At 69.0% G+C, this 24,536-nt stretch carries 23 protein-coding genes; 10 read left to right on the top strand and 13 right to left on the bottom strand.

Annotated elements, in window-relative coordinates; genetic code table 11:
* Positions 1-6: 6 nt before the first annotated feature.
* On the top strand, positions 7-864 hold the full coding sequence (locus ABZW96_RS15240) for an aldo/keto reductase (protein ID WP_355074910.1): 858 nt from the start codon (positions 7-9) through the stop codon (positions 862-864).
* A 22-nt stretch (positions 865-886) separates the two neighbouring features.
* On the opposite strand, the gene ABZW96_RS15235 is transcribed toward ABZW96_RS15240, so the two are convergent.
* Positions 887-1,990: an NAD(P)-binding domain-containing protein gene (locus ABZW96_RS15235; protein WP_355074908.1), complete on the bottom strand. Its 1,104-nt coding sequence runs from the start codon at positions 1,988-1,990 to the stop codon at positions 887-889.
* 89 nt (positions 1,991-2,079) lie between these two features.
* On the opposite strand from ABZW96_RS15235, the gene ABZW96_RS15230 reads away from it, so the two are divergent.
* The 5 genes from ABZW96_RS15230 to ABZW96_RS15210 are packed head-to-tail and all read left to right on the top strand — an operon-like array spanning position 2,080 to position 6,763.
* Complete coding sequence (locus tag ABZW96_RS15230) at positions 2,080-2,808, top strand: enoyl-CoA hydratase (RefSeq protein WP_355074906.1); 729 nt, start codon at positions 2,080-2,082, stop codon at positions 2,806-2,808.
* A complete protein-coding gene (locus ABZW96_RS15225; RefSeq protein WP_355074904.1) occupies positions 2,805-3,950 on the top strand; it encodes an MBL fold metallo-hydrolase in 1,146 nt (381 codons plus the stop codon). The genes ABZW96_RS15230 and ABZW96_RS15225 overlap by 4 nt, the downstream gene beginning before the upstream one ends.
* 38 nt (positions 3,951-3,988) lie before the next feature.
* Positions 3,989-4,195 (top strand): antitoxin, encoded by a 207-nt coding sequence (locus tag ABZW96_RS15220; RefSeq protein WP_355074902.1) that lies wholly within the window; start codon positions 3,989-3,991, stop codon positions 4,193-4,195.
* A 47-nt stretch (positions 4,196-4,242) separates the two neighbouring features.
* A complete protein-coding gene (locus ABZW96_RS15215; RefSeq protein ID WP_355074900.1) occupies positions 4,243-6,543 on the top strand; it encodes an ATP-dependent DNA ligase in 2,301 nt (766 codons plus the stop codon).
* Positions 6,544-6,586: 43 nt separating this feature from the next.
* Positions 6,587-6,763 carry an antitoxin gene (locus tag ABZW96_RS15210; RefSeq protein WP_355074898.1) on the top strand — a complete coding sequence of 59 codons (177 nt, stop codon included), beginning with the start codon at positions 6,587-6,589 and terminating at the stop codon, positions 6,761-6,763.
* Between the two features lie 44 nt (positions 6,764-6,807).
* Here ABZW96_RS15210 and ABZW96_RS15205 read toward each other — a convergent pair whose 3' ends face one another.
* Positions 6,808-7,452: an isochorismatase family cysteine hydrolase gene (locus ABZW96_RS15205; protein ID WP_355074896.1), complete on the bottom strand. Its 645-nt coding sequence runs from the start codon at positions 7,450-7,452 to the stop codon at positions 6,808-6,810.
* 251 nt (positions 7,453-7,703) lie between these two features.
* Between ABZW96_RS15205 and ABZW96_RS15200 the strand changes: the two genes are divergently transcribed.
* Positions 7,704-8,972: a lipase family protein gene (locus ABZW96_RS15200; RefSeq protein WP_355074894.1), complete on the top strand. Its 1,269-nt coding sequence runs from the start codon at positions 7,704-7,706 to the stop codon at positions 8,970-8,972.
* Positions 8,973-9,135: 163 nt separating this feature from the next.
* On the opposite strand, the gene ABZW96_RS15195 is transcribed toward ABZW96_RS15200, so the two are convergent.
* From ABZW96_RS15195 to ABZW96_RS15180, 4 genes are all read right to left on the bottom strand, one after another.
* Positions 9,136-9,789, bottom strand: a complete 654-nt coding sequence (locus tag ABZW96_RS15195) for an ammonium transporter (RefSeq protein WP_355074892.1) — start codon at positions 9,787-9,789, stop codon at positions 9,136-9,138.
* A 666-nt stretch (positions 9,790-10,455) separates the two neighbouring features.
* On the bottom strand, positions 10,456-11,193 hold the full coding sequence (locus ABZW96_RS15190) for an energy-coupling factor transporter transmembrane protein EcfT (RefSeq protein WP_355074890.1): 738 nt from the start codon (positions 11,191-11,193) through the stop codon (positions 10,456-10,458).
* Positions 11,190-13,319, bottom strand: coding sequence for an ATP-binding cassette domain-containing protein (locus ABZW96_RS15185; RefSeq protein WP_355074888.1), 2,130 nt, complete (start codon positions 13,317-13,319; stop codon positions 11,190-11,192). Before ABZW96_RS15185 ends, ABZW96_RS15190 begins: the two co-directional genes overlap by 4 nt.
* Positions 13,320-13,397: 78 nt before the next feature.
* Positions 13,398-14,864 carry an NAD(P)/FAD-dependent oxidoreductase gene (locus tag ABZW96_RS15180; RefSeq protein WP_355074886.1) on the bottom strand — a complete coding sequence of 489 codons (1,467 nt, stop codon included), beginning with the start codon at positions 14,862-14,864 and terminating at the stop codon, positions 13,398-13,400.
* Positions 14,865-14,949: 85 nt separating this feature from the next.
* Here ABZW96_RS15180 and ABZW96_RS15175 point away from each other — a divergent pair, with 85 nt between their 5' ends.
* Positions 14,950-16,011 (top strand): AraC family transcriptional regulator, encoded by a 1,062-nt coding sequence (locus ABZW96_RS15175; protein ID WP_355074884.1) that lies wholly within the window; start codon positions 14,950-14,952, stop codon positions 16,009-16,011.
* On the opposite strand, the gene ABZW96_RS15170 is transcribed toward ABZW96_RS15175, so the two are convergent.
* From ABZW96_RS15170 to ABZW96_RS15160, 3 genes are all read right to left on the bottom strand, one after another.
* On the bottom strand, positions 16,008-16,685 hold the full coding sequence (locus ABZW96_RS15170; RefSeq protein WP_355074882.1) for a phosphodiesterase: 678 nt from the start codon (positions 16,683-16,685) through the stop codon (positions 16,008-16,010). The genes ABZW96_RS15175 and ABZW96_RS15170 overlap by 4 nt on opposite strands.
* Positions 16,686-16,751: 66 nt before the next feature.
* Positions 16,752-17,537: a metallophosphoesterase gene (locus ABZW96_RS15165; RefSeq protein ID WP_355074880.1), complete on the bottom strand. Its 786-nt coding sequence runs from the start codon at positions 17,535-17,537 to the stop codon at positions 16,752-16,754.
* 171 nt (positions 17,538-17,708) lie between these two features.
* The gene (locus ABZW96_RS15160; RefSeq protein ID WP_355074878.1) at positions 17,709-18,146 is read right to left on the bottom strand and encodes a MarR family transcriptional regulator; all 438 of its coding nucleotides are present in this window, start codon (positions 18,144-18,146) and stop codon (positions 17,709-17,711) included.
* Between the two features lie 51 nt (positions 18,147-18,197).
* Between ABZW96_RS15160 and ABZW96_RS15155 the strand changes: the two genes are divergently transcribed.
* Entirely contained in the window at positions 18,198-18,800 is a 603-nt protein-coding gene (locus ABZW96_RS15155; RefSeq protein ID WP_355074876.1) for a TIGR03086 family metal-binding protein, read from the top strand.
* A 370-nt stretch (positions 18,801-19,170) separates the two neighbouring features.
* Here ABZW96_RS15155 and ABZW96_RS15150 read toward each other — a convergent pair whose 3' ends face one another.
* From ABZW96_RS15150 to ABZW96_RS15140, 3 genes are all read right to left on the bottom strand, one after another.
* A complete protein-coding gene (locus ABZW96_RS15150; protein WP_355074874.1) occupies positions 19,171-19,938 on the bottom strand; it encodes an RNA pseudouridine synthase in 768 nt (255 codons plus the stop codon).
* A 44-nt stretch (positions 19,939-19,982) separates the two neighbouring features.
* On the bottom strand, positions 19,983-20,993 hold the full coding sequence (locus tag ABZW96_RS15145) for an adenylate/guanylate cyclase domain-containing protein (RefSeq protein WP_355074872.1): 1,011 nt from the start codon (positions 20,991-20,993) through the stop codon (positions 19,983-19,985).
* A 209-nt stretch (positions 20,994-21,202) separates the two neighbouring features.
* Positions 21,203-22,471 (bottom strand): epoxide hydrolase family protein, encoded by a 1,269-nt coding sequence (locus tag ABZW96_RS15140; RefSeq protein ID WP_355074870.1) that lies wholly within the window; start codon positions 22,469-22,471, stop codon positions 21,203-21,205.
* A gap of 137 nt (positions 22,472-22,608) precedes the next feature.
* Between ABZW96_RS15140 and ABZW96_RS15135 the strand changes: the two genes are divergently transcribed.
* Complete coding sequence (locus ABZW96_RS15135; RefSeq protein ID WP_355074868.1) at positions 22,609-23,427, top strand: alpha/beta hydrolase; 819 nt, start codon at positions 22,609-22,611, stop codon at positions 23,425-23,427.
* Positions 23,428-23,519: 92 nt separating this feature from the next.
* Here the strand turns inward: ABZW96_RS15135 and ABZW96_RS15130 are convergent, their stop codons facing one another.
* Positions 23,520-24,464 carry a type IV toxin-antitoxin system AbiEi family antitoxin domain-containing protein gene (locus ABZW96_RS15130; protein WP_355074866.1) on the bottom strand — a complete coding sequence of 315 codons (945 nt, stop codon included), beginning with the start codon at positions 24,462-24,464 and terminating at the stop codon, positions 23,520-23,522.
* Between the last annotated feature and the right edge of the window lie 72 nt (positions 24,465-24,536).

Raw genomic sequence — 24,536 nt, 5'->3', positions numbered from 1 at the left:
CGGAATGTGACCTTCAAAAGCGAGACCAGCACCGTTCCCTCGATCGTGCTGAACGACGGGAACGTGATCCCGCAGCTCGGCTTCGGCGTGTTCCAAGTGCCCTCCGAGGACGTCTTCTCGGCCGTCACCACTGCGCTCGAGGTCGGCTATCGCAGTATCGATACGGCCGCGATCTACGGAAACGAAGAGGGCACCGGCCGTGCGATCAGGGAATCCGGCCTGCCCAGGGATGAGATCTACGTCACGACCAAGCTGTGGAATGCCGAGCAGGGCTACGACTCCACGCTGCGCGCGTTCGACGCGAGCCTGCAACGGCTCGGCTTGGACTACCTCGACCTGTACCTCATCCACTGGCCGGTGGCCGAGGCCGACCGCTTCGTGGATACCTTCCGTGCCTTCCAGGCCCTGAAGTCGCATGGCCGGGTGCGGTCGATCGGCGTCTCGAACTTCACGGTCGCGAACATTCAACGGCTCATCGCCGAGACCGGTGAGATCCCGGTGGTGAACCAGGTCGAGCTGCACCCGAGGCTGGCACAACGCGAGCTGCGCGAGTACCACGCGGGCAACGCGATCGCCACCGAGGCGTGGAGCCCGCTCGGGCAGGGCACCTTGCTCGACGAGAGGACCATCTCGGCGGTGGCCGCCGAGGTCGGCCGCACCCCGGCGCAGGTGATCATCCGCTGGCACCTGCAATTGGGCAACATCGTCATTCCCAAGTCGGTCACACCGTCGCGGATCGCCGAGAACTTCGACGTATTCGGTTTCGAGCTGACGCCGGAGCAGATGGACGCGATCAACGGCCTGGATGCCGGTGCGCGCATCGGTCCGGACCCGGACCGGTTCACCTACGGCCTGATCGACTGATCGCGGGAATCGCCGGGGCCGGTCAGCGCAGTCCGAGGTATTCGGTGAGTTCGAGGGCCGCCGCGCGCCCCGCTCGATTGGCCCCGATCGTGCTGGCCGACGGTCCGTACCCGATCAGGTGGATGCGCGGATCGGCGGCCACACGGGTGGCCAGCCGTCCCGACATGGTGATGCCGCCGCCGGGACCGCGCAGCCGCAGCGACGCGAGGTGGTCCAGCGCGCTGCGGAAGCCGGTGGCCCAGAGGATCACATCCGCTCGCTGAAAGGTTCCGTCGGCCCACCGCACCCCGTCGGGCTCGATGCGTTCGAACATCGGCAGGCGGGTGAGCGCGCCGCGGGCCCGCGCCGCCCGTAGCCGGTCATCGAGCGGTAGCCCGGTGACCGAGACCACCGATCCCGGCGGCAGCCCACGCCGCACCCGGTCTTCGACCATTGCTACCGCGGCGCGGCCGGCCGCTTCGGTGAAGGCGTTCTCGCGGAAGCGCGGCGGTGTCCTCGTGACCCAGGTCGTCGTGGTGACACGGGAGATCTCGTCGAGCAGCTGGACCGCCGAGATGCCGCCGCCCACCACCACGACGTGCTCGCCCGCGAACTCCTCGGCAGTGCGGTAGTCGTGGGTGTGCAGCTGGCGTCCGGCGAAGGTCTGCGCCCCGGGGTAGTGCGGAACGAACGGACGCTCCCAGGTGCCGGTGCAGTTGATCAGGCCGCGTACCCGGATCGTGCCCGCCGTATCGGTCTCCGCGTTGAGCACCGCACCCCGCTCGGCGGGGGCGCCTTCCTCGGTCCGGTCGCAGACCACGGTGACCGATACCTGCCGGTGCACGCGCAGGTCGAATCGTTTCTCGTACAGCTCGTAGTAGTGCGGCACGGCGGTCGCGGCGGGCACGGACGACGAACCGGGCGGCAAGGTCTCGGCGAACGACATACCGGGCAGATCGTGCACACGGTTGACCGTGTCCAGGGTGAGGGAGGGCCAGCGGAACTGCCAAGCGCCGCCCGGGCCGGGCGACCGATCGACGAGCAGAAAGTGCCGCTCGGGACGCAGTCCGAGGCGCTGGAGGTGGTATCCGGCCGAGAGCCCCGCCTGACCAGCGCCGATCACCAGGATGTCGAAGTCGGTCGGCACAGCCGGTGATCGTATCGCCCGGCGTGGAACGGGTAGTCCGCTGTGGCAGAGTGAAGAGAACAGACGGACCGTTCAGTCGGGGAGGTCGCATGCTCGGGGTCAGCCGCGATGGTGACGTGGTCACCATCGAACTTCAGCGGGAGGAGCGCCGCAACGCGCTCAATCACGAACTCGTGACACTGCTGCGCGAGGCAGTGCTCGCCGCGGTCGCCGACCAGGCCCGGGCCATCGTGTTGACCGGGCGGGGCCCGGTGTTCAGCGCGGGCGCCGACTTGTCCGGGGTGTATTCGGACGATTTCCTGTCCGGATTGCTGGAAATGTTGCACGCTATCGAATCGGCCCCGGTCCCGGTGATTTCGGCGATCAACGGCGCCGCGATCGGCGCCGGTGTGCAGTTGGCGCTCGCTTCCGACCTGCGGGTGATCGCGCCGGAGGCGTACATCGCGGTCCCCGCGGCGAAACTGGGCATCACCGTCGATCGGTGGACCGTGCGCAGGCTTGCCGCTTTGATCGGCGGCGGTCCGGCGCGGACGGTGTTGCTGGGGGCCGAGCAGATATCGGCCGACGACGCCTACGCGTTCGGGTTCGCCAACCGGATCGGCACCGTGGCCGACGCGCAGGCTTGGGCCAAGCACATCGCGGCGCTGGCCCCGCTGTCCCTGCGGCACATGAAGCTGGTGCTCAATGACGACGGAACGCGCGATCCGGAAACCGCGCAGCAGCGCGCGGCACTGGAGGCCGCGTGGACGAGCGAGGATGCCAAGGAGGGTCGTTTGGCCAGGCAGGAAAAGCGCCCCGCGAAGTTTGTGGGGCGATGATGGACATCAGACGGATCGCGGGCGCCGCGGCAGGCGCGCTCGGCCTCACCTGGGTGGTGCGGGCGGTGTGGGACATCCCATCGGCGATGGGCGCTTCGATCTCGGCGATCCAGCCGTACGCGGTGGGTGCGACCACCTATCGCGATCGACAGTTCCACAACACCGAGCCCAGTAGCCAAGTGGTCGCCGGTTCGGCTCCCTCGCTGCTGGTCTCGGCGCTGACCCAGCGCAACGTGGGCCGGCCGCGGGGCAGCATCCCATTGCGGACGCCGCAGCAACCGGACACGGCGGCCGCTCTCGCCGTCACCTGGTACGGCCACGCCACGACGTTGATCGAGGTCGACGGGTACCGGATCCTCACCGATCCGGTGTGGAGCGAGCGCGTTTCGCCGTCGCCGCTGGTCGGCCCGGCGCGCATGCATCCCGTGCCGCAGCCGCTGGCCGACCTGCCGCCGATCGACGCGGTACTCATCTCCCACGACCACTACGACCACCTGGACAAGGAGACCGTCCGGGAGTTGGTGGCCCGCCAGAGCGCACCGTTTCTGGTGCCGATCGGTATCGGCGCGCACTTGCGACACTGGGGTGTCCCGGAGGATCGCATCGTCGAATTGGACTGGGGCGGTTCGGTGACGCTCGCCGAGCTCGGCCGGGACCGCGACGGCGTGGATCTGGCGATCACCTGCACGGAGGCACGGCATTTCTCCGGGCGCGGACTGCTGCGCAACACGACGTTGTGGGCCTCGTGGTCGATCGCAGGTCCGACCCGGCGGGCCTACTTCGGCGGCGACACCGGCTTCACCAAGGCGTTCGCCGAGGCGGGTGCGGCGCTCGGCCCGTTCGATCTGACGCTGCTGCCGATCGGCGCCTACGACGAGCGCTGGCCGGACGTGCACATGAATCCCGAGGAGGCGGTCCGGGCACACGCCGACCTGTGCGGCGGGAATCCCGGCCACGGATTGCTGGTGCCCATTCACTGGGCCACCTTCAATCTCGCCTTCCACGGCTGGTCCGAGCCGGTCGCGCGCATGGTGGCCGCGGCGCGGGCGGCGGGCACCGACGTCGCGGTGCCGATGCCGGGACAGCGTGTGGACCCGTCGAGCGCCCCACCCGCGGATACGTGGTGGGAGAATATCGGCTGAACGACTCCGGACAATCGGCGACAGGAAGGATCACGGCGATGAGTTTCGCGGATACGGTCAAGGGCCTGGTCGACAAGGGGAAGGACGCGGCGGCCAAGAACGCAGGCAAGATCAATCAAGCGGTCGACAAGGCCGGTGACTTCATCGATCAGAAGACGCACGGCAAGTACTCGGACCAGATCGCCAAGGGCAAAGAGGCCGCCAAGAAGGTGGTTCCGCCGGATCAGTCCGGACCGCACGCCTGAGCCCACGGCGGAGGCCGCACCGCGGCCTCCGCCGCTACACTTCGGATATGGCGGCCCGCCGCGAGTTCGGTGGTATCGAGGTTGACCTGAGCAACCTCGACAAGGTGCTGTACCCGGCCACCGGAACGACCAAAGGCGAAGTGATCGCCTATTATTCGGCGATCGCGCCCGCCATGCTGCCGCACATCGCCGGGCGGGCGGTCACCCGGAAGCGCTGGCCCAACGGGGTGGACGAACCCTCCTTCTTCGAGAAGAATCTCCCGTCGCACGCGCCCTCCTGGATCGAGCGGCGCACCCTGCGCCATTCCGATCGCAAGGTCGTCTATCCGCTGATCGATTCCGAAGCGGGGCTGGCCTGGCTGGCGCAACAGGCCGCGCTGGAAGTCCATGTGCCGCAGTGGCGTTTCGACGACGACAGCATGGGCCCGGCGACCAGGTTGGTGTTCGACCTGGACCCGGGCAAGGGCGTCGGGCTCGCCGAATGCGCCGAGGTGGCGCTCGCGGTGCGCGAGATGGTCGAGGGCATCGGGCTGCACGCGTTCCCGGTGACCAGCGGCAGCAAGGGAATTCACCTGTACGTGCCGTTGGATCGCGCGCTCAGTTCGGGCGGCGCGTCCACGGTGGCGAAACAGGTGGCCACGAATCTGCAACGGCTGCAACCGGACCTGGTCACGGCGACGATGGCGAAGGCGGCGCGCGGCGGCAAGGTCTTCCTGGACTGGAGCCAGAACAACCCGGCCAAGACCACCATCGCGCCCTATTCGATGCGGGGACGGACCGAGCCGAACGTCGCGGCGCCGCGCACGTGGAAGGAGATCGAGAACCGGAAGAAGCTGCGGCACTTGCGGTTCGACGAGGTACTGGCCAGGTACCGGTCCGACGGCGATCTGCTCGCCGAGCTGGATCCGCGGATCGCGCCGGACGCCTCGTCCTCGCCCGACGCGTTGACCAAGTATCGGTCGATGCGCGATCCGGCCCGCACGCCCGAACCGGTACCCGCCGAGTCGCCCGCGCCGGGGACGAACAACCGCTACGTCGTGCAGGAACATCATGCGCGACGCCTGCACTGGGACGTGCGGCTGGAGCGCGACGGGGTCCTGGTGTCCTGGGCGGTGCCGAAAGGGCCGCCGATCTCCACCGACCAGAACCGTCTGGCCGTGCACACCGAGGACCATCCGATGGAGTATCTCGACTTCCACGGCGCCATCCCGAAAGGCGAGTACGGCGCCGGGGAGATGACGATCTGGGACTCCGGCACCTACGAGACCGAGAAGTGGCGCGACGACGAGGTCATCGTGCGATTCCACGGCAAGCGGCTCAACGGCTGGTACGCGCTGATCCAGACCAACGGCAACCAGTGGCTGATGCATCTGATGCGCGCGCGGAACGGCGCCGAACCGCGGGAGGAGCCGGACGAGCCGCCGGGCCGGATCATCCGTCCGTCGAACGGGCCCGCGACGCTTCCGCGCGGTCTGGCGCCGATGCTCGCGACGCACGGCGAGGTCGCCGAGCTCGGCGCCGACGAGTGGTGCTTCGAGACGAAGTGGGACGGCTTCCGGCTGATCGCCGAGATCGACAACGACGCGCTGACTTTGCGCAGCCGGGCGGGGAACGTGGTGACCGATCGCTACCCCGGTATCGCGGCGTTGCGGCGGGAACTGTCCGCACACCAGGTGGTGCTGGACGGCGAGGCCGTCGTCTTCGACGATCACGGCGTCGCGAATCTCGGTCTGCTGCAAGCCGACGCGGCGCGTGCGGTGTTCGTCGCGTTCGACGTGTTGTACCTGGACGGTACGTCGCTGCTGCGCAAACGATATGCCGATCGCCGCAGGGTCTTGGAGGCGCTCGCGGCGAACGCGCCGTCGCTGGTGGTGCCGCCGCGACTGGACGGCTCGGGCGCCGATGCCCTGCGCTACAGCCAGGAGCACGGGCTGGAGGGCGTGGTCGCGAAACGCAAGGACTCGGTGTACCTACCTGGCAAACGCGGGCACGCCTGGGTGAAGCAGCGCAATTGGCGTACCCAGCGGGTGCTGATCGGCGGGTGGCGGCGCAGCGCGGCGCGGGAGTTCAAGTCGCTGCTGATCGGCATTCCCCACGACGGTCTGCTGTACTACGTCGGCCGGGTCGGAACCGGGTTCAGCGAGCCGGACATGCGGGAGCTGGCCGCGCGGCTGCGCAAGCTGGAACGCAAGACCTCGCCGTTCGACAACGAACTCACCGCCGAAGAACGCAAGGAAGCGGTGTGGGTGACGCCGAAACTCGGTGGCACCGTGCGGTTCATGAACTGGACCGAGATGGGTCGTTTGTGGCATCCCGCATGGCTCGGGCCCGCGCCCGGCGCTGGGTAGGGTTGAGGCGCGGTTGTTCCCAGCTCGAAACGAGGAGTGCACGGTGGACTTCAAGAACCTGGCGGGTAAGGCGATGGACCTGGCCCAGAAGAACGCGGACAAGCTGGACGCGGTCATCGACAAGGCGGGCGACCTCGTCGACGAGAAGACGGGCAACAAGTACTCCGGCCAGGTGGACGCCGCCCAGGACGCGGCCAAGAAAGCCCTGCGGGAGCAGTGATCTTCGAACGGGACCCGGCACCGGGGCCGGGTCCCGTTCGCGGCTCAGCCCGCGCCCGTGAGCAGCGGGGTGATGGTCGCGATATCGGTGACGAGCGCGTGGCCCTGGAACTCGAAATCGTCGTAAGCCCGCGCCATGGCTTCCTTGTCCCGGCCGCCGACCGCGTCGCTGATCACCACGGGCACGAATCCGAGATCGGTGGAATGCGTGACCGTGGGCGCGATGCCGATCTCCAGCGCGACGCCCGCGATCGCGTAGGCGCCGATGCGCAGGTCGCGCAGCATCGAGGCCAGCGGAGTGCCTTCGAAGGCCGACATCGACGTCTTGTCGAACACCACCTCGTCGGCGCGCGGCCGCAGTTCGGGCACGAGCTCGAAGGCGGGGGTGTCGCGCTGCAGGATGAAGCGCACCTTGTCCACCGAATCCACCTGCTGCCAGCTCATGGCCATCCGCAGCGCGAAGGTTCCGCTGAGCCGCTCGGGCAGGAAGAAATGGCGTAGGAACACCACCGGGTAGCCGCCGGAACGCGCCGCGTCGACCACCCCCACCACCCGCTCGATGATCTCCGGGCCGTCCGGCAACTGGCTGAGCACACCGACCTGCATGTCGTAGACGATCACGGCCATCCGGTCCGGGGCGCACACATCGGCGAGTCCTTCAGGGATGTCCAGTCCGTTGCCATGCCGCATGCTCGGCTACTCCTCTTCGTTGCGCTCGCGCTGCGGGCGGGGTCGCGCCGGACAGCTATTCGCTTGCGCTGGGGGTGTTTTGGCCAACACTGTAACCAGCCGCACGGACAGCGGCGGCGGTGGGTGTGACCTGCGATAGACCGTTGCCGGGTCGGTCGGCCCGGCAGTACCGTGGAAAGCCTGGAGGTCAGGTGAGCCGCCGCTGACCGCGCCGGGACATCTGCCGCCTCGCCGGAACTGGGGAGGCTCTGATGAAGGACGCCGATGCAGTGCCTGTCATCGCGCAGGCGCGCGACCGATCTGTGCGCACGACGATCCCGCGGGTTCTGCTGGCCGCCTTGCTCGTGCTGGCCGCCTGTCTGGCCGCCGCGCCTGCGGCACACGCCGAGCTACCGCCGCCGGATCGAGACCCGTTCTACGCCGCCCCCGCGGATCTCGCGCGCTACCACGACGGCGCCGTGCTGGATTCCCGGCCGATCGCGTTGTTCGGGTTGCCCCTGCCGATTTCGGCATGGCAGGTGAAATACCGCAGCACCGACTCGAGCGAAGATCCCGTCGCCGACGTGGCGACCGTGCTGGTCCCGATGCTGCCGTGGTTCGGGCCCGGCTCCCGGCCGCTGCTGTCGTACCAGGTGGCCGAGGACAGTCTCGGCACGCGCTGCGCGCCGTCGTTCGCGCTGCGCGGCGGCTGGGATTCCGGCGCGGTGAACACGCTGATCGACACGCCGTTCATGGCGGAGGCGCTACGCCGCGGGTGGGCGGTGGTGGTCAGCGACTACGAGGGGCCGCGGTCCCGCTTCCTGGATGGCGTTAACTCCGGACGCGGCGTGCTGGACGGCATCCGGGCGGCCCGTGATCTCCCGCAAGCCGGGCTCGGGCCCGCGACGCCCATCGGCACTTGGGGCTACTCCGGCGGAGCGTTCGCCACGCTGTGGGCCGCGCAGCTGCAGCCGTGGTACGCGCCGGACGTCCGGTTCGCGGGCATCACTTCCGGCGGGATCCCCGCGGATTGGCCCGCCATAGCCGCCGACGCGGACGGCACCATCCAGACCGGGCTCGCTTTGCTCATCCTGTTCGCGCTCGCCCGCAACGATCCTGCCGGGGGCGTGCTGGACTTGCTCAACGAGCAGGGGCTCGCGGCGCTGGTGGAGAACGGCGCGGCCTGCGGGTCCGATCTGGTGCCGATATACGCGGGTGCGCAGGTCGCCGACTTCGCCGCTGTGCCCGATGTGTTCTCGCACCCGGCATTTCGCGCCGCCACCGAAGTCGAGGAACTCGGCGGCAGCGCGCCGGAGGCGCCGATGTACCTGTACCACAGCCGCACCGACGACGTGATCCCCGTAGCGGGTTTCACCGACTTGGTCGGCCGGTACTGCGCCCTGGGCGCGACCGTCACCTCGGTGCACTCGATGCTGCCCACCCACAACCCGACGGCGATCGGTGAGGCGCCGGGCGCGATGAACTTCCTCGCCGACCGGTTCGCCGGTCTGCCGGCGGCTCCTGGATGCCATGAGCGGTAGGTGGACGACCGCCTCGAAGATCGACCGCGGTACTCCCGGCGATGGAGCCGGATGTGTGATCGCGAGTCGCGGCATCGCGTCCGGGCGGCACCGACTGGTGCGCACAGACGAGAGCGCACCGGATCCCGGCCGATTCGGTGCGCGTCGTGCTCGCTGGCGTCGGTCAGTTCTGCGAACGCCCGGTGGTGTCCATCCACTTGGTGGTGCCGGGCTGGGCGGCCAGCGTGCTGATCAGATCGATGCCCGCGATGATCAAGGCCGGACCGCCGACGACGATCGTGCCGATGATGCCGCCGATGCCCGCACCGGCGACCACGGTGCCGATTCCGATGGGACCGCCGATGAGGCCGGTCAATCCGACGAGCGCGCCGATGACCGTGCCGATGAACCCGCCGACCGCGGTGGCGATGCCGAATTGCGACAGGAAGGCATCCATCGCGCGCTGGTTCTCGAACGGCGACGCGACCGGCGTTGCCGCCGGGTGAGCCTGCACCGCGTCCTTGACGACGGTCAGTTCCAGTACGCGGCCCGCGTCCCGCACGAGGTGGGGCATGGGGTATTCGAGCCCGTCCTGGCGGAAGGCGAGCGGCAGCGTGACCGCGACATTGCCTGCGGTGTCTTTGATGTCCACGGCGTCGCCGCGCACGTCGAACGTGCCTGCGGTGAGTGTCGTGACGATCTTGTCGCCGACCAGCTGGGCTTGGTACCCGATATCCGGGACCGGTGCCGCAGCCGGTTCCGCGTGCGCGATGCCTGCCCCGACCGTGAGTGCGGCGACGAGTGGAGCGGCGGCGGCGGTGACTCTCCGGAGAATCATTCTCGGTATCCAATCTTCATCAGGTTACAAGCATTAGAGAACGCGACACACGCCGAAATTCCTTCCCCCGCCGACGTGTCCATCCGTGATGTGATCCAAAAGACAGTTACTTCCGAGTGATAACTGTACTGTGGCCCTTGGGGTTTGGGACACGATTTCAGAGGGTATTCTTTCGACTTTTGCCACCTGATGAGTTATAGCTATCGGCTATTCATTCGTGCGGGTCCGGGGTGCTCTGATCGCACCGGTCGGTTCCGCGCGGGTGGATGAAGGTGTAATGCGCCGAATCGGGGCATCGATTCCGAGCCTTTCACATCGCGTCGCCGATAGGTGTAAGCCGCAGTACCACAAGGGCTTTCGCTGGTGTCGCACTGGGGCGTGGCAGCACGTCCTGGTCGCGGGGGTGCGACTGCGAACCGGGTGACCCAGCCGGTGGTACTGATCGGTGCTCTGTGCGCCGTATCGGAACCGGCTGCTATGCGTTCGAGACGTATGCGTTGTGCGCGAGGCGCATCCGGGGTTCCCTGCGGGGTCTTTTCGAGAGGTACCAGTCGGTCTGCAAATGGTCAGCGAATTGACCCGCCGGAATTCCACCGACGGCCATCAGGGGCAGCAACCGACCAGGATCCCGTTCGACCCCGCATTTACGCCCACCTTTCACCGCGCTCACAGCACCACGTGCAGCGCGATGGAACCGAGGCAGACGCCGACTACCAGCACGAGCGCGACAGCGTCGCGCAGGCCGGGTGCGCTGGGACGGGCGGTGAGCTGCCCGGTGCCGCCGCGTGCGGTGATCGCCTCACCCAATTCACCGGCGCGGCGGGTGGATACCGCCATGGCGGCGGTGAGGATGTCGATGAGCGGGTTGTCGGCCGCGCGGGCGATCATGCCGTCCTTGGGGCGCAGCCTGCGAGCGGCACGTAGCACCCGGATCTCCTCCATGAGCAGCGGCAGACCGCGGAAGGTGAGCGCGACGACGACAGCCCATTCGTCCACCGGAATCCGGAGCCGGCGCAACGGCGCGCCCAGCTTGGCCAGGGCGGGCGCGATGTCGCCCATCGGCGTGGTCCACGCGATGAGGAACGAGGCCGCCACCAGGATCAGGCCGAAGGCCAGAACCTGGGCATAGCGCAGCACCGCCGTGCCGCCGACCGGCACGTTGATCAGGGCTCCCGCGCCGAGCAGCGCCCAGAACCACCACGGCAGCCGTGGCAGAGTGCCCAGCGGCAGCCGGGCAACCGCGCCCACGAAGACGAGGAACGCCGCCATCACACCGAGCACCGGCCAGGACGGCAGGAACATCAGCAGCAGGCTGATCAGGAACACCCCGATCATCTTGGTGCCCGCCCACAACCGGTGGACCGGACTGTCGACCGGGACCTGACGCAGCAGAACGGTGCTCATGATCGACCTCCGTGCTCGAGCCGCCACGCGGTCTCTCCGGGCGCGCGCACCGGGTTCCGTCCGGAATCGGCTCGCGTGGCGGAGTCACTCGGCACCGGCGCTGTCTGCCGCGCCGATTCCGCGCCCAGAATGCGTCCCGACTGCAATCGCACCGTCCGGTCGCACACCGCCGCCATGTCGGCCACGTCGTGCGAGATGACGATCAGCGTCAAGCCGGAATCCCGTAACCGCGCGAGCAGTTCCACGATGTCGGCCCGGCCCTCCGGGTCGAGACCGGCCAGCGGCTCGTCGAGCACGACCACTTGGGGATGGCTGGCCACGATCGCCGCGAGCACCACTCGCTTGGCCTGGCCGCCGCTGAGTTCCTCGACCGAGCGCGCGGCCAGCGAACGGTCCAGCCCGACCGCGTCCAGCGCGCGGCCGACCGCGCCCGAACCTGTGGCGCGACCGCCCCAGTCCGCGATCTCCGCGCCGACGGTCTGCTTCTGCAGTTGCAGCCGGGAGTGCTGGAACGCCAGCCCGACCCGGCCGATCTGCTTGCCGATCGGCTTTCCGCGCAGCTCGCACCGACCCGAACTCGGTTCGATCAGGCCCGCCATGATCCAGGCCAGGGTCGATTTGCCCGAGCCGTTCCCGCCGACGATCAGCAGGGCCTCGCCCTGGCACACGGACAGGTCGACGCCGTGCAGGGCGGGCGCCTCCCACGGTGTCGCGCGGTTGTAGGTGTGCCGGACGTCGCGCAGTTCGAGGACCGGCGCGCCCATCGGCCTGCGTCGCGTGTCCTGCGCCGGACGCGGCCACGCGGGCAGATGCGCCACGGTGCGTCCCCCGGCCAGGTGCACCACCCGGTCGGCGACCGCGGCGTCGGCCTCGTGGTGGGTCACCAGCACCACGGCCATCGAGTGTCGTTTCGGCAGCGAGGCAAGCAGCTCCACCAGTTCCCGCCGCCCGTCCGGATCGATCATCGAGGTCGCCTCGTCGGCGATCAGCAGCGCGGGCCGCCGGGCCAGCGCGGCGGCGACCGCCAACCGCTGTTGCTGTCCGCCCGAGAGCGTGGCGGTCTCCTTCGCCCCCATTCCGGCGAGCCCGACCTCGCCGAGCAGTGCGTCGACATCCACCGCGGCGGCGAGATCGGCGGGCAATCCCCACACGACGTCATCGGCGACGAGCACGCCCAAGGTCTGGCTCTCCGGCCGCTGCAACACCAGCGCCGTCCCGCCGAGTTTGCCGAGTCCGGCCGACCCGGGCCGCTGCGCCGACCCCGAGGTGGGCGGCAGCCCGGCCAGCAAGCGGGTCAGCGTGGACTTGCCCGAACCGTTGTGTCCGACCACGGCGACGAATTCGCCGACCCGAACGGTCAGATCGATACCGCTCAGCGCATCGCGCGCCGCTCCGGGATAGCGGAAACCCGCGTCGCGCAGCGTGACCGGAAGCGGATCGACGGGCCGGTCGTCTTGCGGCGCGTCGAGCCGGTCCCGGCCGGGCAGCCAGGCCAGCCGGTCCAGCACCGAGCCGAGTACGTACCAGGAGAAGACGCCGGTGGCCACCATGCCGAGCGCGACGCTGCCGCCGACCCACGCCCACCACCAGCGCAGCACCGAGTCGGTCAGGTCCGCGGCGAGCTGCCCGAGCGGGGCAAGCTGCTCTTGGCGCGCCGCGAGATCCTGGAAGCCGCGCGACGCGTTGCGGATGTTGTCGAACAGCAGTTCGCGGGTGGTCGACAGCAGGGCAAGCGATCCGACGGCGAACGCGGCCCAGGCCAGCCCGGCGAGCAAGGAGAGCCCGAACGCGGCGACGACACCGCCGCCACGCCGCTTCACGGCGCCGATGATCCCGCCCACGGTGGCCGAGGCGACCAGCGCCGTCGCGGACGCCATACCCGCGGCGACGAAGGTGACCAGCGTCGCCGCGATCGTCGCGGTGACCAGGGCGCGCAGCCGGAAACGATGCGCGATCAGCCCGATCGGGACCGCGCCGACCAGCTGGAGCGCGGCGGCGAACGGGATGACCGATCCGATGGTCACCAGCCCGACGGCGGCTCCGCCCAGCACGGCGCCGGTGGCCAACTCGATCGGACGCAGCGGGCCGCGCACATCCGATCCGCCCGGACGGGCCAGTTCATTCACAGCACAAGTCTGCCAGCCCGGCGGGCGGCGGCGGGTCGAGGCGAATCCGGGCGGGCCCGCTCGCCGAAGCGCGCTCCGTCACGCGACGGGGGTGAGGGTGTAGGCGCTGGGGTCGAAGCGGCGGGTGCGGCGACGATAGCTCGTCTGCGATCCCGGCCAGTTGTTGGTGATGCGGCCCGCGGAGTTGCGGTACCAGCTCGAGCAGAAGTTCCACGGAGTGCGGGCCAGACGCTGCTGGAGCGCGGTGTTGTAATCCTCTTCCAGGTCGGCGCGGACTTCGGCGCAATGGCCGGGGTGGTCGGCGAGCCATTGCACGGCCTGGCGGATGTAGCGGGCCTGCGATTCGATCATGTAGATGATCGAGCCGACGCCGAGATTGGTGTTCGGCCCGTAGACGAGGAAAAGATTCGGAAAGTCCGGCACCGTCATGCCGTAATACGCGTGCGCGCCGTCGGCCCATGCGTCGGCCAGCCTGCGCCCGCCACGACCCCAGATCTCCATGGGCCAGAGGAACTCCGTGCCCTTGAAGCCGGTGCCGTAGATGATCACGTCGGCTTCGTGCGTCGTCCCGTCGGCGGTGCGTACGCCTTGCGGGGTGATCTCGGTGATGGCGGTGGTCTCCACCCGCACGTTGGGCTGGGTGAGCGCGGGGTAGTAGTCGTTGGAGAACAGCGCGCGCTTGCACCCGATGGGGTAGTCCGGGGTGAGTTTGGCTCGCAGCTGCGGGTCCTCGACCTGTTCGGCCAGGTGCCGGGAGGCGATGCGGGCCACGAACCGGGCGATGGCGGGAACCTCGACCAGCCCGAGCGAGATGAACTCCGCGATCGACCACCACCCGAACCGCTCCACCAGCAGCGCGCCCGGCACCCGCGCGAACAGGTTGTGCTGGACCGGCGAGTAGTCGGTGTCGAACTTCGGGACCACCCAGGCCGGTGTGCGCTGGAACAGTGTCAACCGGTCGACTTCGGGCTGGATCTCCGGGATGTACTGAACGGCGCTCGCCCCGGTGCCGACGCAGGCGACGCGTTTGCCGTGGAGGTCGACCTCGTGGTCCCACTCGGCCGAATGGAACGACGGGCCCGCGAAGGTGTCGATGCCGGGTATGGCGGGCAGGGACGGACGCGACAGCTGGCCCACCGCCGAGATCAGCACGTCGACGATCCAGCTCTTGCCGTCGGTGGTGCGCACGGTCCACCGGCCGGTGGCGTCGTCGAATTCGGCGTCGCTGACGCTGGTGCCGAAGCGGATCGCCGAGAGCACGTCGTGACGTTCGGCGACCGCGCGCAGGTAGGCGTGGATGGCGGTCCGTCCCGAGTACCGCTGCGGCCAGTCCGGCTTGGGTTCGAACGAAAACGAGTACAGCGGTGAGGGGACGTCGCAGGCCGCGCCGGGGTAGGTGTTCTCCCGCCACACCCCGCCGATGTCGGCGGCCCGCTCCAGGATGGTGATGTCGTCGAAGCCGTTGCGGCGTAGCTCGATCGCCATGCCGATGCCGCCGAAGCCCGCGCCGATGATGAGTATCGATGGCCGATTGCGCGCTGTCATGTGAGACTCCTCACTACGACCGTAGATGACTCCACTGTAGGAGCCGCGGTGCCGCCGTATAGAGAATTTCGGCCATAATGTCCGCGTGGAGCGGATACAGGATCCGGATATCCGCGATTGGAACTTTCCGCGCGGCGTGGCCAGCGTGGCGCTGATGGTCGGATACGCGGCCGAACACGGCGTGTCCTCGGCGCGCATGCTGCACGGCACCGCGCTCGGCGAGCAGCAATTGCGCGATCCGGACGTCCAGATCGACGCGCACACCGAACTGACGGTCATCCGCAATCTCGTCCGCGAACTCGCCGACCGGCCCGCGCTGGGTGTGGAGGTCGGTCGCCGCTACCGGATCACCACCTTCGGCATCTTCGGCTTCGCCTGCGTCAGCAGCCCGACACTCGGGGAGGCGATCAGCTTCGCGCTGCGTTATCTGGACCTCAGCTTCACCTTCTGCATCCCGGTGGCCGAGTGGGGCGCCAGCGAGTTCGTCGCGGTGGTGCGCGACGAGGCGGTGCCGACGGACGTGCGGCAGTTCCTCGTCGAACGCGACGTCACCGCGATGCACCAGGTGATGAGCGATCTGCTCGGCACACGCCTGCCGCTGACCAGGGCGGAATTCCGTTTTCCCGATCCCGGCTACGCGGAGCGGATCGCCGAGGTGACTCTCGTGCCGCCGCGTTTCGGCATGCCGCACAACCTGTTCGCGATCGAACCGATGCTGCTGGAACAACCGTTGCCGCAGGCCAACGAGCAGACCTGGGCGATGTGCCTGGCGCAGTGCCGGGAACTGGTGCACCGCCGCAGGGCGCGCACCGGCATCGCGGCCGAGGTGCGCGAACGTCTTGTGCCGCGCGGCGGCGCGGACGGATTCGCCGCTCCGCCCGGCATCGACGCCGTGGCGAACGATCTCAACATGAGCACCCGCACGCTGCGGCGGCACCTGGACGCCGCGGGTACCAGCTATCGCGCGCTGCTGGACGAAGTGCGTCGTGCGCTGGCGGAGGAAATGCTCACCGCCACACCGCTATCGGTGAGCGACGTCGCCATCCGTCTCGGCTACGCCGAAGCGTCGACCTTCATCTTCGCCTTCAAACGCTGGACCGGTAACACCCCGGCGGCCTATCGCCGCGAACGCGCCGTCCGGCGTTAGCCCTCTTCGCCGCGGCCGCTCCTGCTGCCGATGTATGCCAACTCGCGAATCTTGCCGACAGCCTTGGGAAACAACTCCACCTCGGCCGGGTGATTGAGCATCGGATCGAAGTAATCCGTGCGGTACTCGGCGGAGTCGGCGGGACGCAGAGTGAGTTCCGCGACTCGCCAAGTCGGCCCGCCGAGGCGGCCCGCGGTGAGGGTGAAGCTGACCAGATCCTCGTCGAGGTGGGCTTGCATCGCCTCCAGCGACGCGGACGCGGGCTGCACGCTGTCCGGCTCGGCGAAGAACCAGGTGGGCGAGGAGTTGCTGATCCGATAGGGCATCAGGCAGCCGTACCGGGCGCTGGCCCAACCGCGCGCGGGGGTGATCACCAACCGGCCCAGCGGTCCCCGGCCGGTGGTGGCCAGCGCGAAATCCCAAGGCTGCTCGTCGCGATCGAGCACGCGGAACGCCAGACCGAGCACATCGGGCAGGCCGTTCGGCAACCCGATGCCCTTGGACACCCGTGCGATGACCGCGCGATCGCCGCTGCCGAACAGCGGCTCGAATTCGGGCTCCGCGTGCAGACGGCCGGCCAGGTGCAAGCCCGAGGGGTGGAATACCCGCGCGTGCCGGATCCGGGCTCCGGCCGCGAACGCGTTCTTCACCACTGCGGCTGGTAGATCGACCATGGCGGATCCTCCCGGTAGGCGTCGTGTGCCTCCCGATTGCCCCGGCACGTGCCGGGTAAACCGCTGTCAGACCGGTTGCACGCCGATCCGGCCGCCCATCGGAACCGCCCGGAAATGGCTGGTGAGGCGGTGGTCGTCACCGATGACGTGCAGCGCCACCGCCGGGTCAGGCGCGTAGTCCATGACGTGGTCGGGCAGGTCGAGTTCCCACTCGCCGCTGAGCACCGATGCGGTGCTGGGGGCCACCAGCAGCGGGCGTCCCCCGAAGGTGGTCGTCGCGGCGGAGTGCGCGTGCCCGGTGAGTACGCCGACGATCCGGTCGTCACCGGCCACGAGGTCGGCGAACCGTTGCGGATCGGCCAGGGAGATCACGTCGACGATCGGGCTGAACAGGTGCGCGGGCGGGTGGTGCAAGGCGAGCAGGATCGGCTTGCCCGCGGGCGCCGCGTCGAGGACGCCGCCGAGCCAGTCATAGGTCTCGTCCGCGAGCTGTCCGCCCGGCTGCCCCGGAACGCTCGAATCCAGCAGCGCGACGGTGAGATCGCCGATGCGATGCGCGTGGTTGATCGGGGCATCGGAGGCGGGCTCGCCGAGCAGGCTGGTGCGGAAGCCCGCGCGGTCGTCGTGATTGCCCGGGATCGCGTACACCGGGATCTCGCCGTCGAAAGCGGCCTTGGCCTCCGCGAACTGCTCCGGTTTGCCGGAATCGGTGACGTCGCCGGTCACCAGGATGGCGTCCGGCTTGCGGCGCAGCCCCGCGACGAAGTCCATCACCCGCCGCACACGCTGGGCGTTACGGGTGCCGAGATCGAAATGGGTGTCGCTGACCTGAGCAACCAGGATCATCGGCATTCGCTTTCGCTAGGGGTTCGCTGCATTGCGTCAGATTGCGCGCGCGTCGCGTCCGCGGCACCTCATAAGGCTAGTTGACCTGCGCATTACGCGTCGTCATGACGCTCGCCACCGTACGAGCGGTGCTCGTCGCATTGTGTGCTGGATCACATTGCGTTGACTCGTGGGGAGTCAAGTGGCGGGGCGGTCGGACACCGTGTCGGAGAGGGTCCGCAAAGCGCGCAGGAACGCGCTGCGATCCGGCGCGGGCAGCCGCTCGAGCAGTCGGTCCTCCCCGGCCTGGATGTCGCGCTGGGCGCGGTCGCGAAGGGTGCGGCCCGCGTCGGTGAGCGACAGCAGGTTCACCCGGCGGTCCGTGGGGTCCGGTTCGCGTGTGATCAGGCCGCGGCGCTGGAGTTCATCGAGGACGCCGATGATGCGGGTCTTGTCCGCGCCGATCGCCTTGGCCAGCGCCGCCTGGGTGTAGACGGGTTCGGCGTCGAGGCCGAGCAATACGGAGTAGCCCCACATGGACAGTTCGTGCCGCTCCAGGATGGGCAGTTCGAGGGCCATGAGCGCCCGCCCGAGCGGCACGATCATCGCGGCGAGATCGGGGCGGGCGTTGGACATGGATCGACGATACTGCTTGGCAAATTGTAAGCTTGCGCATATGATAAGCTCATGCTTACTGAATCTGCCGAAGGATTGCGCGACCGGCATGCCCGTTCTGTCCGACTGAGCGTGGACGTCGTCGACCGCGTCCGTCCCGATGCGCTGGACGCCGAGACACCCTGCGCGGGTTGGCGTCTTCGTGACCTGCTGGAACACATGATCACGCAGAACCACGGCTTCGCCGCCGCCGCGCGGGGCAGCGAGGATCTCGATGTCTGGACCGTGCGCGCGTCGGCCGATCCGGTCGCCGACTATCGCGCCTCCGCCGACGACGTCCTCGCCGCGTTCGCCGCCGAGGACGTGCTCGAGCGCTCGCTGCTGCTGCCGGAGATCTTGCCCGACCAGGGGATTCCCGCCGTTCGCGTGATCGGCTTCCACCTCGTTGACAGCGTCGTGCACGCCTGGGATGTCGCGCGCTCGATCGGCGAGACCATCACACCCGATCCCGACGTGGCCGAGGCGGCGCTGGCCATCGCCCTCGCCGTCCCCGATGGTCCGGAGCGCTCCGTCCCGGGCGCGGCTTTCGCACCGGCACTGTCCGTTCCGGAACACACTCCGACCCTCGACCGCATCCTTTTGCTCCTCGGCCGTGCGCCGAGCTGGCCGAACTGATCTGCTCGAGGGGCCCGATAGACCGTTTCCACCTGGTGCATCGGCTCTGTGCACACGGGCAGACCGCCTGGGGATGACTGTGGACGAACAGCGAGCCGGTATCTGCCGCCGAGCGAGCGCGACGGAGCGGCGACGGTTTGCGTGCTTCGCGATGGCGCCAGTGGTGAGCAGCGACCTCGAAGGCACTCGCGCTCTGTTTGCCGCTCTATGCGAGCGCGCCCCATAGGCGCTGGCTGGCTGTGGGGCCGATTCCCGTACGGCCCTGGCCGAGATTCGGCGCGGTTATCGTGCCGGGGCACAGTGTCGACGTTCTACGCAGCGGTCGACGCCCAGGCAACGGGCTGTGCGAAGACCGCATCGGGCGGCCCGGCTAGGCGAGAGTCCGCAACAGGTCGGTTGCGCGTTCCAAGGCCGCCGGGTCGGCGGATTCGTGCAGCGGGCCCCAGAAGCCCGCGTCGGGCTCGGCGGCCAAGACCAGTTCCGGCGGGGTGCGCCAGGAAGCGGTGAGGCCGAGACGCCAGGAATGCAGGTAGGTCCGCGAGGGGGCGCCGGAGCGGTCGAACAGGGGATCGCCGACTATCGGATGGCCGGTCCAGGCCAAATGGACGCGAATCTGGTGGCGACGGCCGGTCACCGGGCGCAGCGCGAGAACGGTATGCGCGGGACCCCGCAGCACCGTCGCGAACCGGGTGAGCGAGGGGTAGTTCTTGGCGGGCAGCAAGTCGGCGTCGTCCACGAACCAGCGGCCCGCCTCCTGGCGGATGCTTTCGCGCGGCGCCGCGATCCGCACCCGGTTCTTGCGCCCCACGCTGAGCGGCAGATCGAATACGCCGGTATCGGGCAGGCCGGTGGCCGCGACGACGGCCAGGTACGCCTTGTCCGCGGTCTGCTTGTTGAACTGCCTGGTCAGCTCGCCGTGGGCGGACAGCTCCTTCGCGAAGAGGATCAAGCCGGAGGTCACCTTGTCGATCCGGTGCACCGGATACAGCGTTTCTCCCTCGGCCGCCGCCAGCTCGACGAGATCGGTGTCGTGGCGCTCGCCCATGACGGAGATCCCGGCGGGTTTGTGCAGGGCGAGAATCGCCGCGTCCTCCTCGACGAGACAACGCGCGCGCAGCTGTGACCAGTCCTTGTCCACCGGACGAGCCTAGGGCGGCCGTCGGCGTCGGGCGGAGATCGGGGCTATCCGCCGTTCCTGCCGTTGTGGCGCAGCAGGTGCGGACGCAGGCGATTGAAGCCGCGCACTCGGACGCTGCGCAACTGCTTGATCGCGAATGCCGGGTCGCCGTTCAACTCCGTGGCGGCGTGGTCATCGATCAGGACCGTGCCCGGCCGCGCGACGCCGGTGAGCCGGGAGGCGATGTTCACCACCGAGCCGTACAGATCCCCGAACCGTTGCAATACCGGGCCGTAAGCGAGGGCGACGCGCAACTCCGGCGTGCCCCCGACCATCATGGTGGACTCCTGGATGGCCAGCGCTATGCGCGCGGCTTCGGCGGCGCTTTCCGTGGCGAACATGACTTCGTCGCCCACGTTCTTGATCACCCATCCGCCGTTCTCGGTGATGGCGGCGGTGGTGGTGGACTCGAACGCCTCGAGCAGCATGGACAGCTCGTCGGGATGCAGATGCCTGGTCAGCCTGGTGTAGCCGACCATGTCGGCGAAACCGACGGCCAGTTCGCGCACCGACTCGCCCGCGCTCGTCCCCGGGTCGAGCGACCGCGACAGCGACGCGGCCAGGTGCCGCCGCCAGGCATAGGTGTTCAGCTGCTCCAACGTGGCTATGGCGCCCTCGGTGGCGGTGCGCACCGTCTCTTCGGGGTCGGCGCCGGGATCGGCTCGGGCGATGCGCTCCTCGATCTCCGCGAGCACCAGGTCGACCTGCCACTCCGCCAGGCGCGCCATCCCTTGGCCGAGCGTGCGCGCGGTCGCCGACTGCTGCCGGGTGTCGGCCGAGGACAACACGGTCAGCTGCTCGAAGTTGCGCACCGCCGCGACGTCGGCGTCGGTGTAGTCCACCGCCTCGTCACCGATGCTCGACGGAAAACCGAGCGCCATCCACAATCGACGGGTGAGCGCCGTCGTCGTCCCCGACTGTTCGGCGACCTCGGTGCGGTTGTACCGGCGCGCACCGTCGAGCAGATAGGACTCGACGACCGATTGCACCGACTGGGACCTCTCGCTGGGCACCATGATCGGTACCTTACGGCCCGGATCCGACGAGGCGGCTTCCATTGGGCGAGTTCACATACCTCTCCTACGCCACGTCGATTCCGGTGCCGCGCCGATCACACGCACGCCCCCCGCGATCCAGCCGGTCTGCCGCCGCCGTAACGCGCGGGTTCGGTCCGTCCGGCCGCGTTCGCATCCCGGCGAAGGCCGTCCGCGCAGCGCGTGGCTGCTCACCCGGCAGTGGACGGGGTGCGGCCGCGGAAGGTGCGGCGCAGATCGTCGACCCACTGGGCCGGAATCTCCCACGGGATGAAGTGACCACCGTGGTCGTGGGCGGTGAGGTTGACGTGGTTGTACCAATCGCCGCGGTCGCTGTCGAGGAACGCTTGCACGCGCCGGTCGGTGTCGACGCCCGGCGGGTTCTCGTAGCCGACGAAGGTGATGCCGGTCGGAGCCTCGATGGGCGGCTGCCGGTCGTGCGACGGCGTCCAGGGATAGCGATTGTTGTTGGCATAGGTGCGGATGGACGTGCCGATGGAATTGGTGACCCAGAAGATCATCGCGTGGGTGAGCAGGTCGTCCTTGCCGAAGACCGACTCGATGTCGCCGCCGTTGTCGCTCCAGCTCACCCAGCGCTGCAAGATCCAGGCCAGCAACCCGGCGGGTGAGTCGGACAGCCCGTAGGCGAGAGTGCTCGGTTCGAGCACATGTGCGGTCAGGTGGACGGCGAAACGTCGTTCCAGTTCGAGGATCCGGTCGTGCACGGCGGCGGGCAGGCCCTCCGGGATGGGATTGCCGCCGGTGATGTCCCAGGCGCGGTCGCCGCTGAACAGGGTCAGCTTCTGACCGGAGCCGATATGGATGCCGTACAGCTCGTCGGCGTACTTGTGCCCGAGTTGCCCGGTGACCAGCGCGCCGACGTCGCAGCCCGCCGCGGCGTACTTCGCGTGCCCGAGGGTCTCGGTCATCAGGACGTGCCAGAGGTCGGCGACCTTCCAGAAGTTCATGTCCGGGTTCTTCGGCAGCGGTGCGGAGAATCCGAATCCGGGGAACGACGGGACGATCACATCGAAGGCGTCGGCGGGGTCGCCGCCGAACGCCGCCGGGTCGGCCAGCGGGTCGATCACCTTGGCCCAATGCCAGAAGGTCCATGGCCAACCATGGGTGAGGATCAACGGCGTCGGGTCGGGTCCGACGCCCGGCTTCCGCAGGAAATGCACCGGCACCCCGTCGATCTCGACGAAGTAGTGGTCATAGGCGTTGAGTGCGGCCTCGGCCGCACGCCAGTCGTAATCGGTGCGCCAGTACTCGACCAGCTCCTGCAAATAGTCGCGGGACACGCCGTAGGACCAGTCGTCGTTTTCCGCGTCGACCGGCCAGCGGGTCAGTTCCAATCGCCGCCGCAGGTCGGCGAGCACGTCGTCGGATACATGAATAGGCGTGGGATCCAGCGGGAACGGCCGCGTCTCGGCTCCACGCGAAGAGGGCTCCTGACTCACCGGGCCAGTATGCTCCGTGCGCTCTTCCGCGAGGCTGTGCAGAACATCACGGTGGGATTGACCACCGAGGTAATCGCGGCTCGCGGCAGGCTCCGCTAGCGTCGGGAAGACGGACGGAGATCTGAGCGGAGGGCGCTGTGGTCGGGACCGGGCGGGCCGCGCGGCCCGAGATCACCGAAGGCGTGCTCGAGCACGGCATGCCGTACTTCGCGATCGGTTCCGGTCGGCCGCTGGTCTTTCTCCGGTGGTTCAGTCCCGACCACGCGAATCCCCGCGGTCGGATGCTCGACTCCGAGGTGAGAGTTCTGCGGCCGCTGGCGCGGAGCTTCCGGGTCTACGCGGTGGGCCGCGCGCCCGGCATGGCCCAGGGCATCACGATGGCGGAGATCGCGGCCGAGCACGCCGACGCGCTGCGCGCCGAGTTCGGCGAGCCGGTCGACGTGCTCGGCATCTCCTCGGGCGGGTCGGTGGCGCTGCAACTCACCGCCGACCATCCCGAGGTCGTGCGCCGCCTCGTCGTCGCGTCGTCCGGATGCCGTTTGGATCCGGTCGCCAAGGAAGGCCAGATGCGTTACGCCGAAGCGGTTCTGCACGGGCGCCGCGCGATGCACCACCTGGCGTCGAGCAGCGTCTCCTCGCCCGCCGCCGCTCGTCTCGCGGCGGCCGCCATGTGGTTGCTGGACCCGTTGAGCCGCCCGCGCGACCCTGCCGACACGTACGCCTTTCTCCGCGCGGAGGACGAATTCGACATCACCGAGCGCCTCGGTGAGATCCAGGCCCCGACGCTCGTCATCGGAGGCGAACGAGACGCCGCCTACAGCCTCGCCACTTTCCGCCGCACCGCCGACGGCATCCCCGATTCCCACCTCGCCATCTATCCGGGCGCGGGGCACGTGAGCGCGCTCAGGCGCCCCCGCTTCGCCATCGACGTCGTCAACTTTCTCGACCAGCCCTGACTCGCCACCGCTGTGCGCCTGGATAGTCGTCGGCTGTTCCTCTCGGCTGGGTCGGGTGACGGCCCGCGGGACGCTGAAAGGGTTCGGCGCGTTCACGGTTCGGGGGTAGGAGTCCAGTAGCCGGCACGGTGGTGTACCGCGGCCGTGCGGATCGCCGCGCGGAGACGATCGGTCAACTGGGCGGGAGCGGACAGATCGCCCCAGGTCCAGCGCACGACCACCCAGCCGAGTGCGCGGAGCCGATCCGCGCGGACGTTCTCCGCCGTGACCACCCGAGCGGCGGGCGGCGCGGCTCGGCGGTGCTCGCTTCCGTCGAATTCGCCGATCACACCGAGATCGGGAAACAGGAAATCGACACGGCCGACACAGATCTCGTCATCGGAGAAGACCCGAGCCTGCACTTCGGGAGCCGGAAGACCCGCCCGGTGCAGCAGGATCCGGCTCAGGGACACGCCGACGTTCGCGCTGCGCCCGTCCAGGAAGTCCAGGACGAGAGCGGCACGGCGGCATCCGGGCCTGCGCCGGGCCCGGCGCAGGTGTTCCCGCAGTTCCGCCGTGGTGGTCAAGCCCTGGCGTAGCGCGGAATCCCCGAGAGCGACGGACTGTTCGAATCCTTCCGAGCGCGCGATGTCCAAGACCGTCCGCGCCGGGGTGGTCACCCGTATGTCGTCGACCAAGGTGATCTCGTCGGGCTCCATCCGAGCCGAATGGACTACCACCCGTCGGCTCAGCCGGCCGCCGTTGATCCGGTTCCTGGTCAGATGGACCCGGTCGAGCGGAATGCCCCAGGTCGTCATCCCGTGCAGCACCGCCGCCGAACAGTGGCTCGTGACGGCGGAGTCGGACGTGGACTCCGCAGTGGCCAGCGTCATCAGCAGATGCCTGCCGGTGGCGCCGAGACCGGAGCCCGGCGCGCTCAGATAGTGCCCGGCGCGCAGGCGCTGCCATTTCCCGGTTCTGCACAGCCGGTGCAATGTCTTGTCGGACAGACCGGATGCCAGCGCCTGCTGACGCGAGATCAGTTGCGGTGCTTCCATACCGACGATCGTGATCGACCGGCGATCCGGGAAACCCCCGCGCGGCGGCGCATGTGGACAACGCGCGGGCTG

The sequence above is a fragment of the Nocardia sp. NPDC004168 genome, assembly GCF_040610355.1.
In the GTDB taxonomy this organism is placed as follows: domain Bacteria; phylum Actinomycetota; class Actinomycetes; order Mycobacteriales; family Mycobacteriaceae; genus Nocardia; species Nocardia sichangensis.
Note: the sequence above shows the minus strand (reverse complement) of the source record. Positions and strands in the feature narration are given on the sequence as shown.

Bases quoted from the DNA above. Each gene is read 5' to 3' on its own strand.
- ABZW96_RS15165 (WP_355074880.1), bottom strand. From the start codon at position 17,537: ATGCCGATGATCCTGGTTGCTCAGGTCAGCGACACCCATTTCGATCTC.
- ABZW96_RS15180 (WP_355074886.1), bottom strand. From the start codon at position 14,864: ATGACAGCGCGCAATCGGCCATCGATACTCATCATCGGCGCGGGCTTC.
- ABZW96_RS15130 (WP_355074866.1), bottom strand. From the start codon at position 24,464: ATGGAAGCACCGCAACTGATCTCGCGTCAGCAGGCGCTGGCATCCGGT.
- ABZW96_RS15155 (WP_355074876.1), top strand. From the start codon at position 18,198: ATGCTTACTGAATCTGCCGAAGGATTGCGCGACCGGCATGCCCGTTCT.
- ABZW96_RS15160 (WP_355074878.1), bottom strand. From the start codon at position 18,146: ATGTCCAACGCCCGCCCCGATCTCGCCGCGATGATCGTGCCGCTCGGG.
- ABZW96_RS15195 (WP_355074892.1), bottom strand. From the start codon at position 9,789: ATGATTCTCCGGAGAGTCACCGCCGCCGCCGCTCCACTCGTCGCCGCA.
- ABZW96_RS15230 (WP_355074906.1), top strand. From the start codon at position 2,080: ATGCTCGGGGTCAGCCGCGATGGTGACGTGGTCACCATCGAACTTCAG.
- ABZW96_RS15205 (WP_355074896.1), bottom strand. From the start codon at position 7,452: ATGCGGCATGGCAACGGACTGGACATCCCTGAAGGACTCGCCGATGTG.
- ABZW96_RS15225 (WP_355074904.1), top strand. From the start codon at position 2,805: ATGATGGACATCAGACGGATCGCGGGCGCCGCGGCAGGCGCGCTCGGC.
- ABZW96_RS15215 (WP_355074900.1), top strand. From the start codon at position 4,243: ATGGCGGCCCGCCGCGAGTTCGGTGGTATCGAGGTTGACCTGAGCAAC.
- ABZW96_RS15220 (WP_355074902.1), top strand. From the start codon at position 3,989: ATGAGTTTCGCGGATACGGTCAAGGGCCTGGTCGACAAGGGGAAGGAC.
- ABZW96_RS15190 (WP_355074890.1), bottom strand. From the start codon at position 11,193: ATGAGCACCGTTCTGCTGCGTCAGGTCCCGGTCGACAGTCCGGTCCAC.
- ABZW96_RS15200 (WP_355074894.1), top strand. From the start codon at position 7,704: ATGAAGGACGCCGATGCAGTGCCTGTCATCGCGCAGGCGCGCGACCGA.
- ABZW96_RS15170 (WP_355074882.1), bottom strand. From the start codon at position 16,685: ATGGTCGATCTACCAGCCGCAGTGGTGAAGAACGCGTTCGCGGCCGGA.
- ABZW96_RS15145 (WP_355074872.1), bottom strand. From the start codon at position 20,993: ATGGTGCCCAGCGAGAGGTCCCAGTCGGTGCAATCGGTCGTCGAGTCC.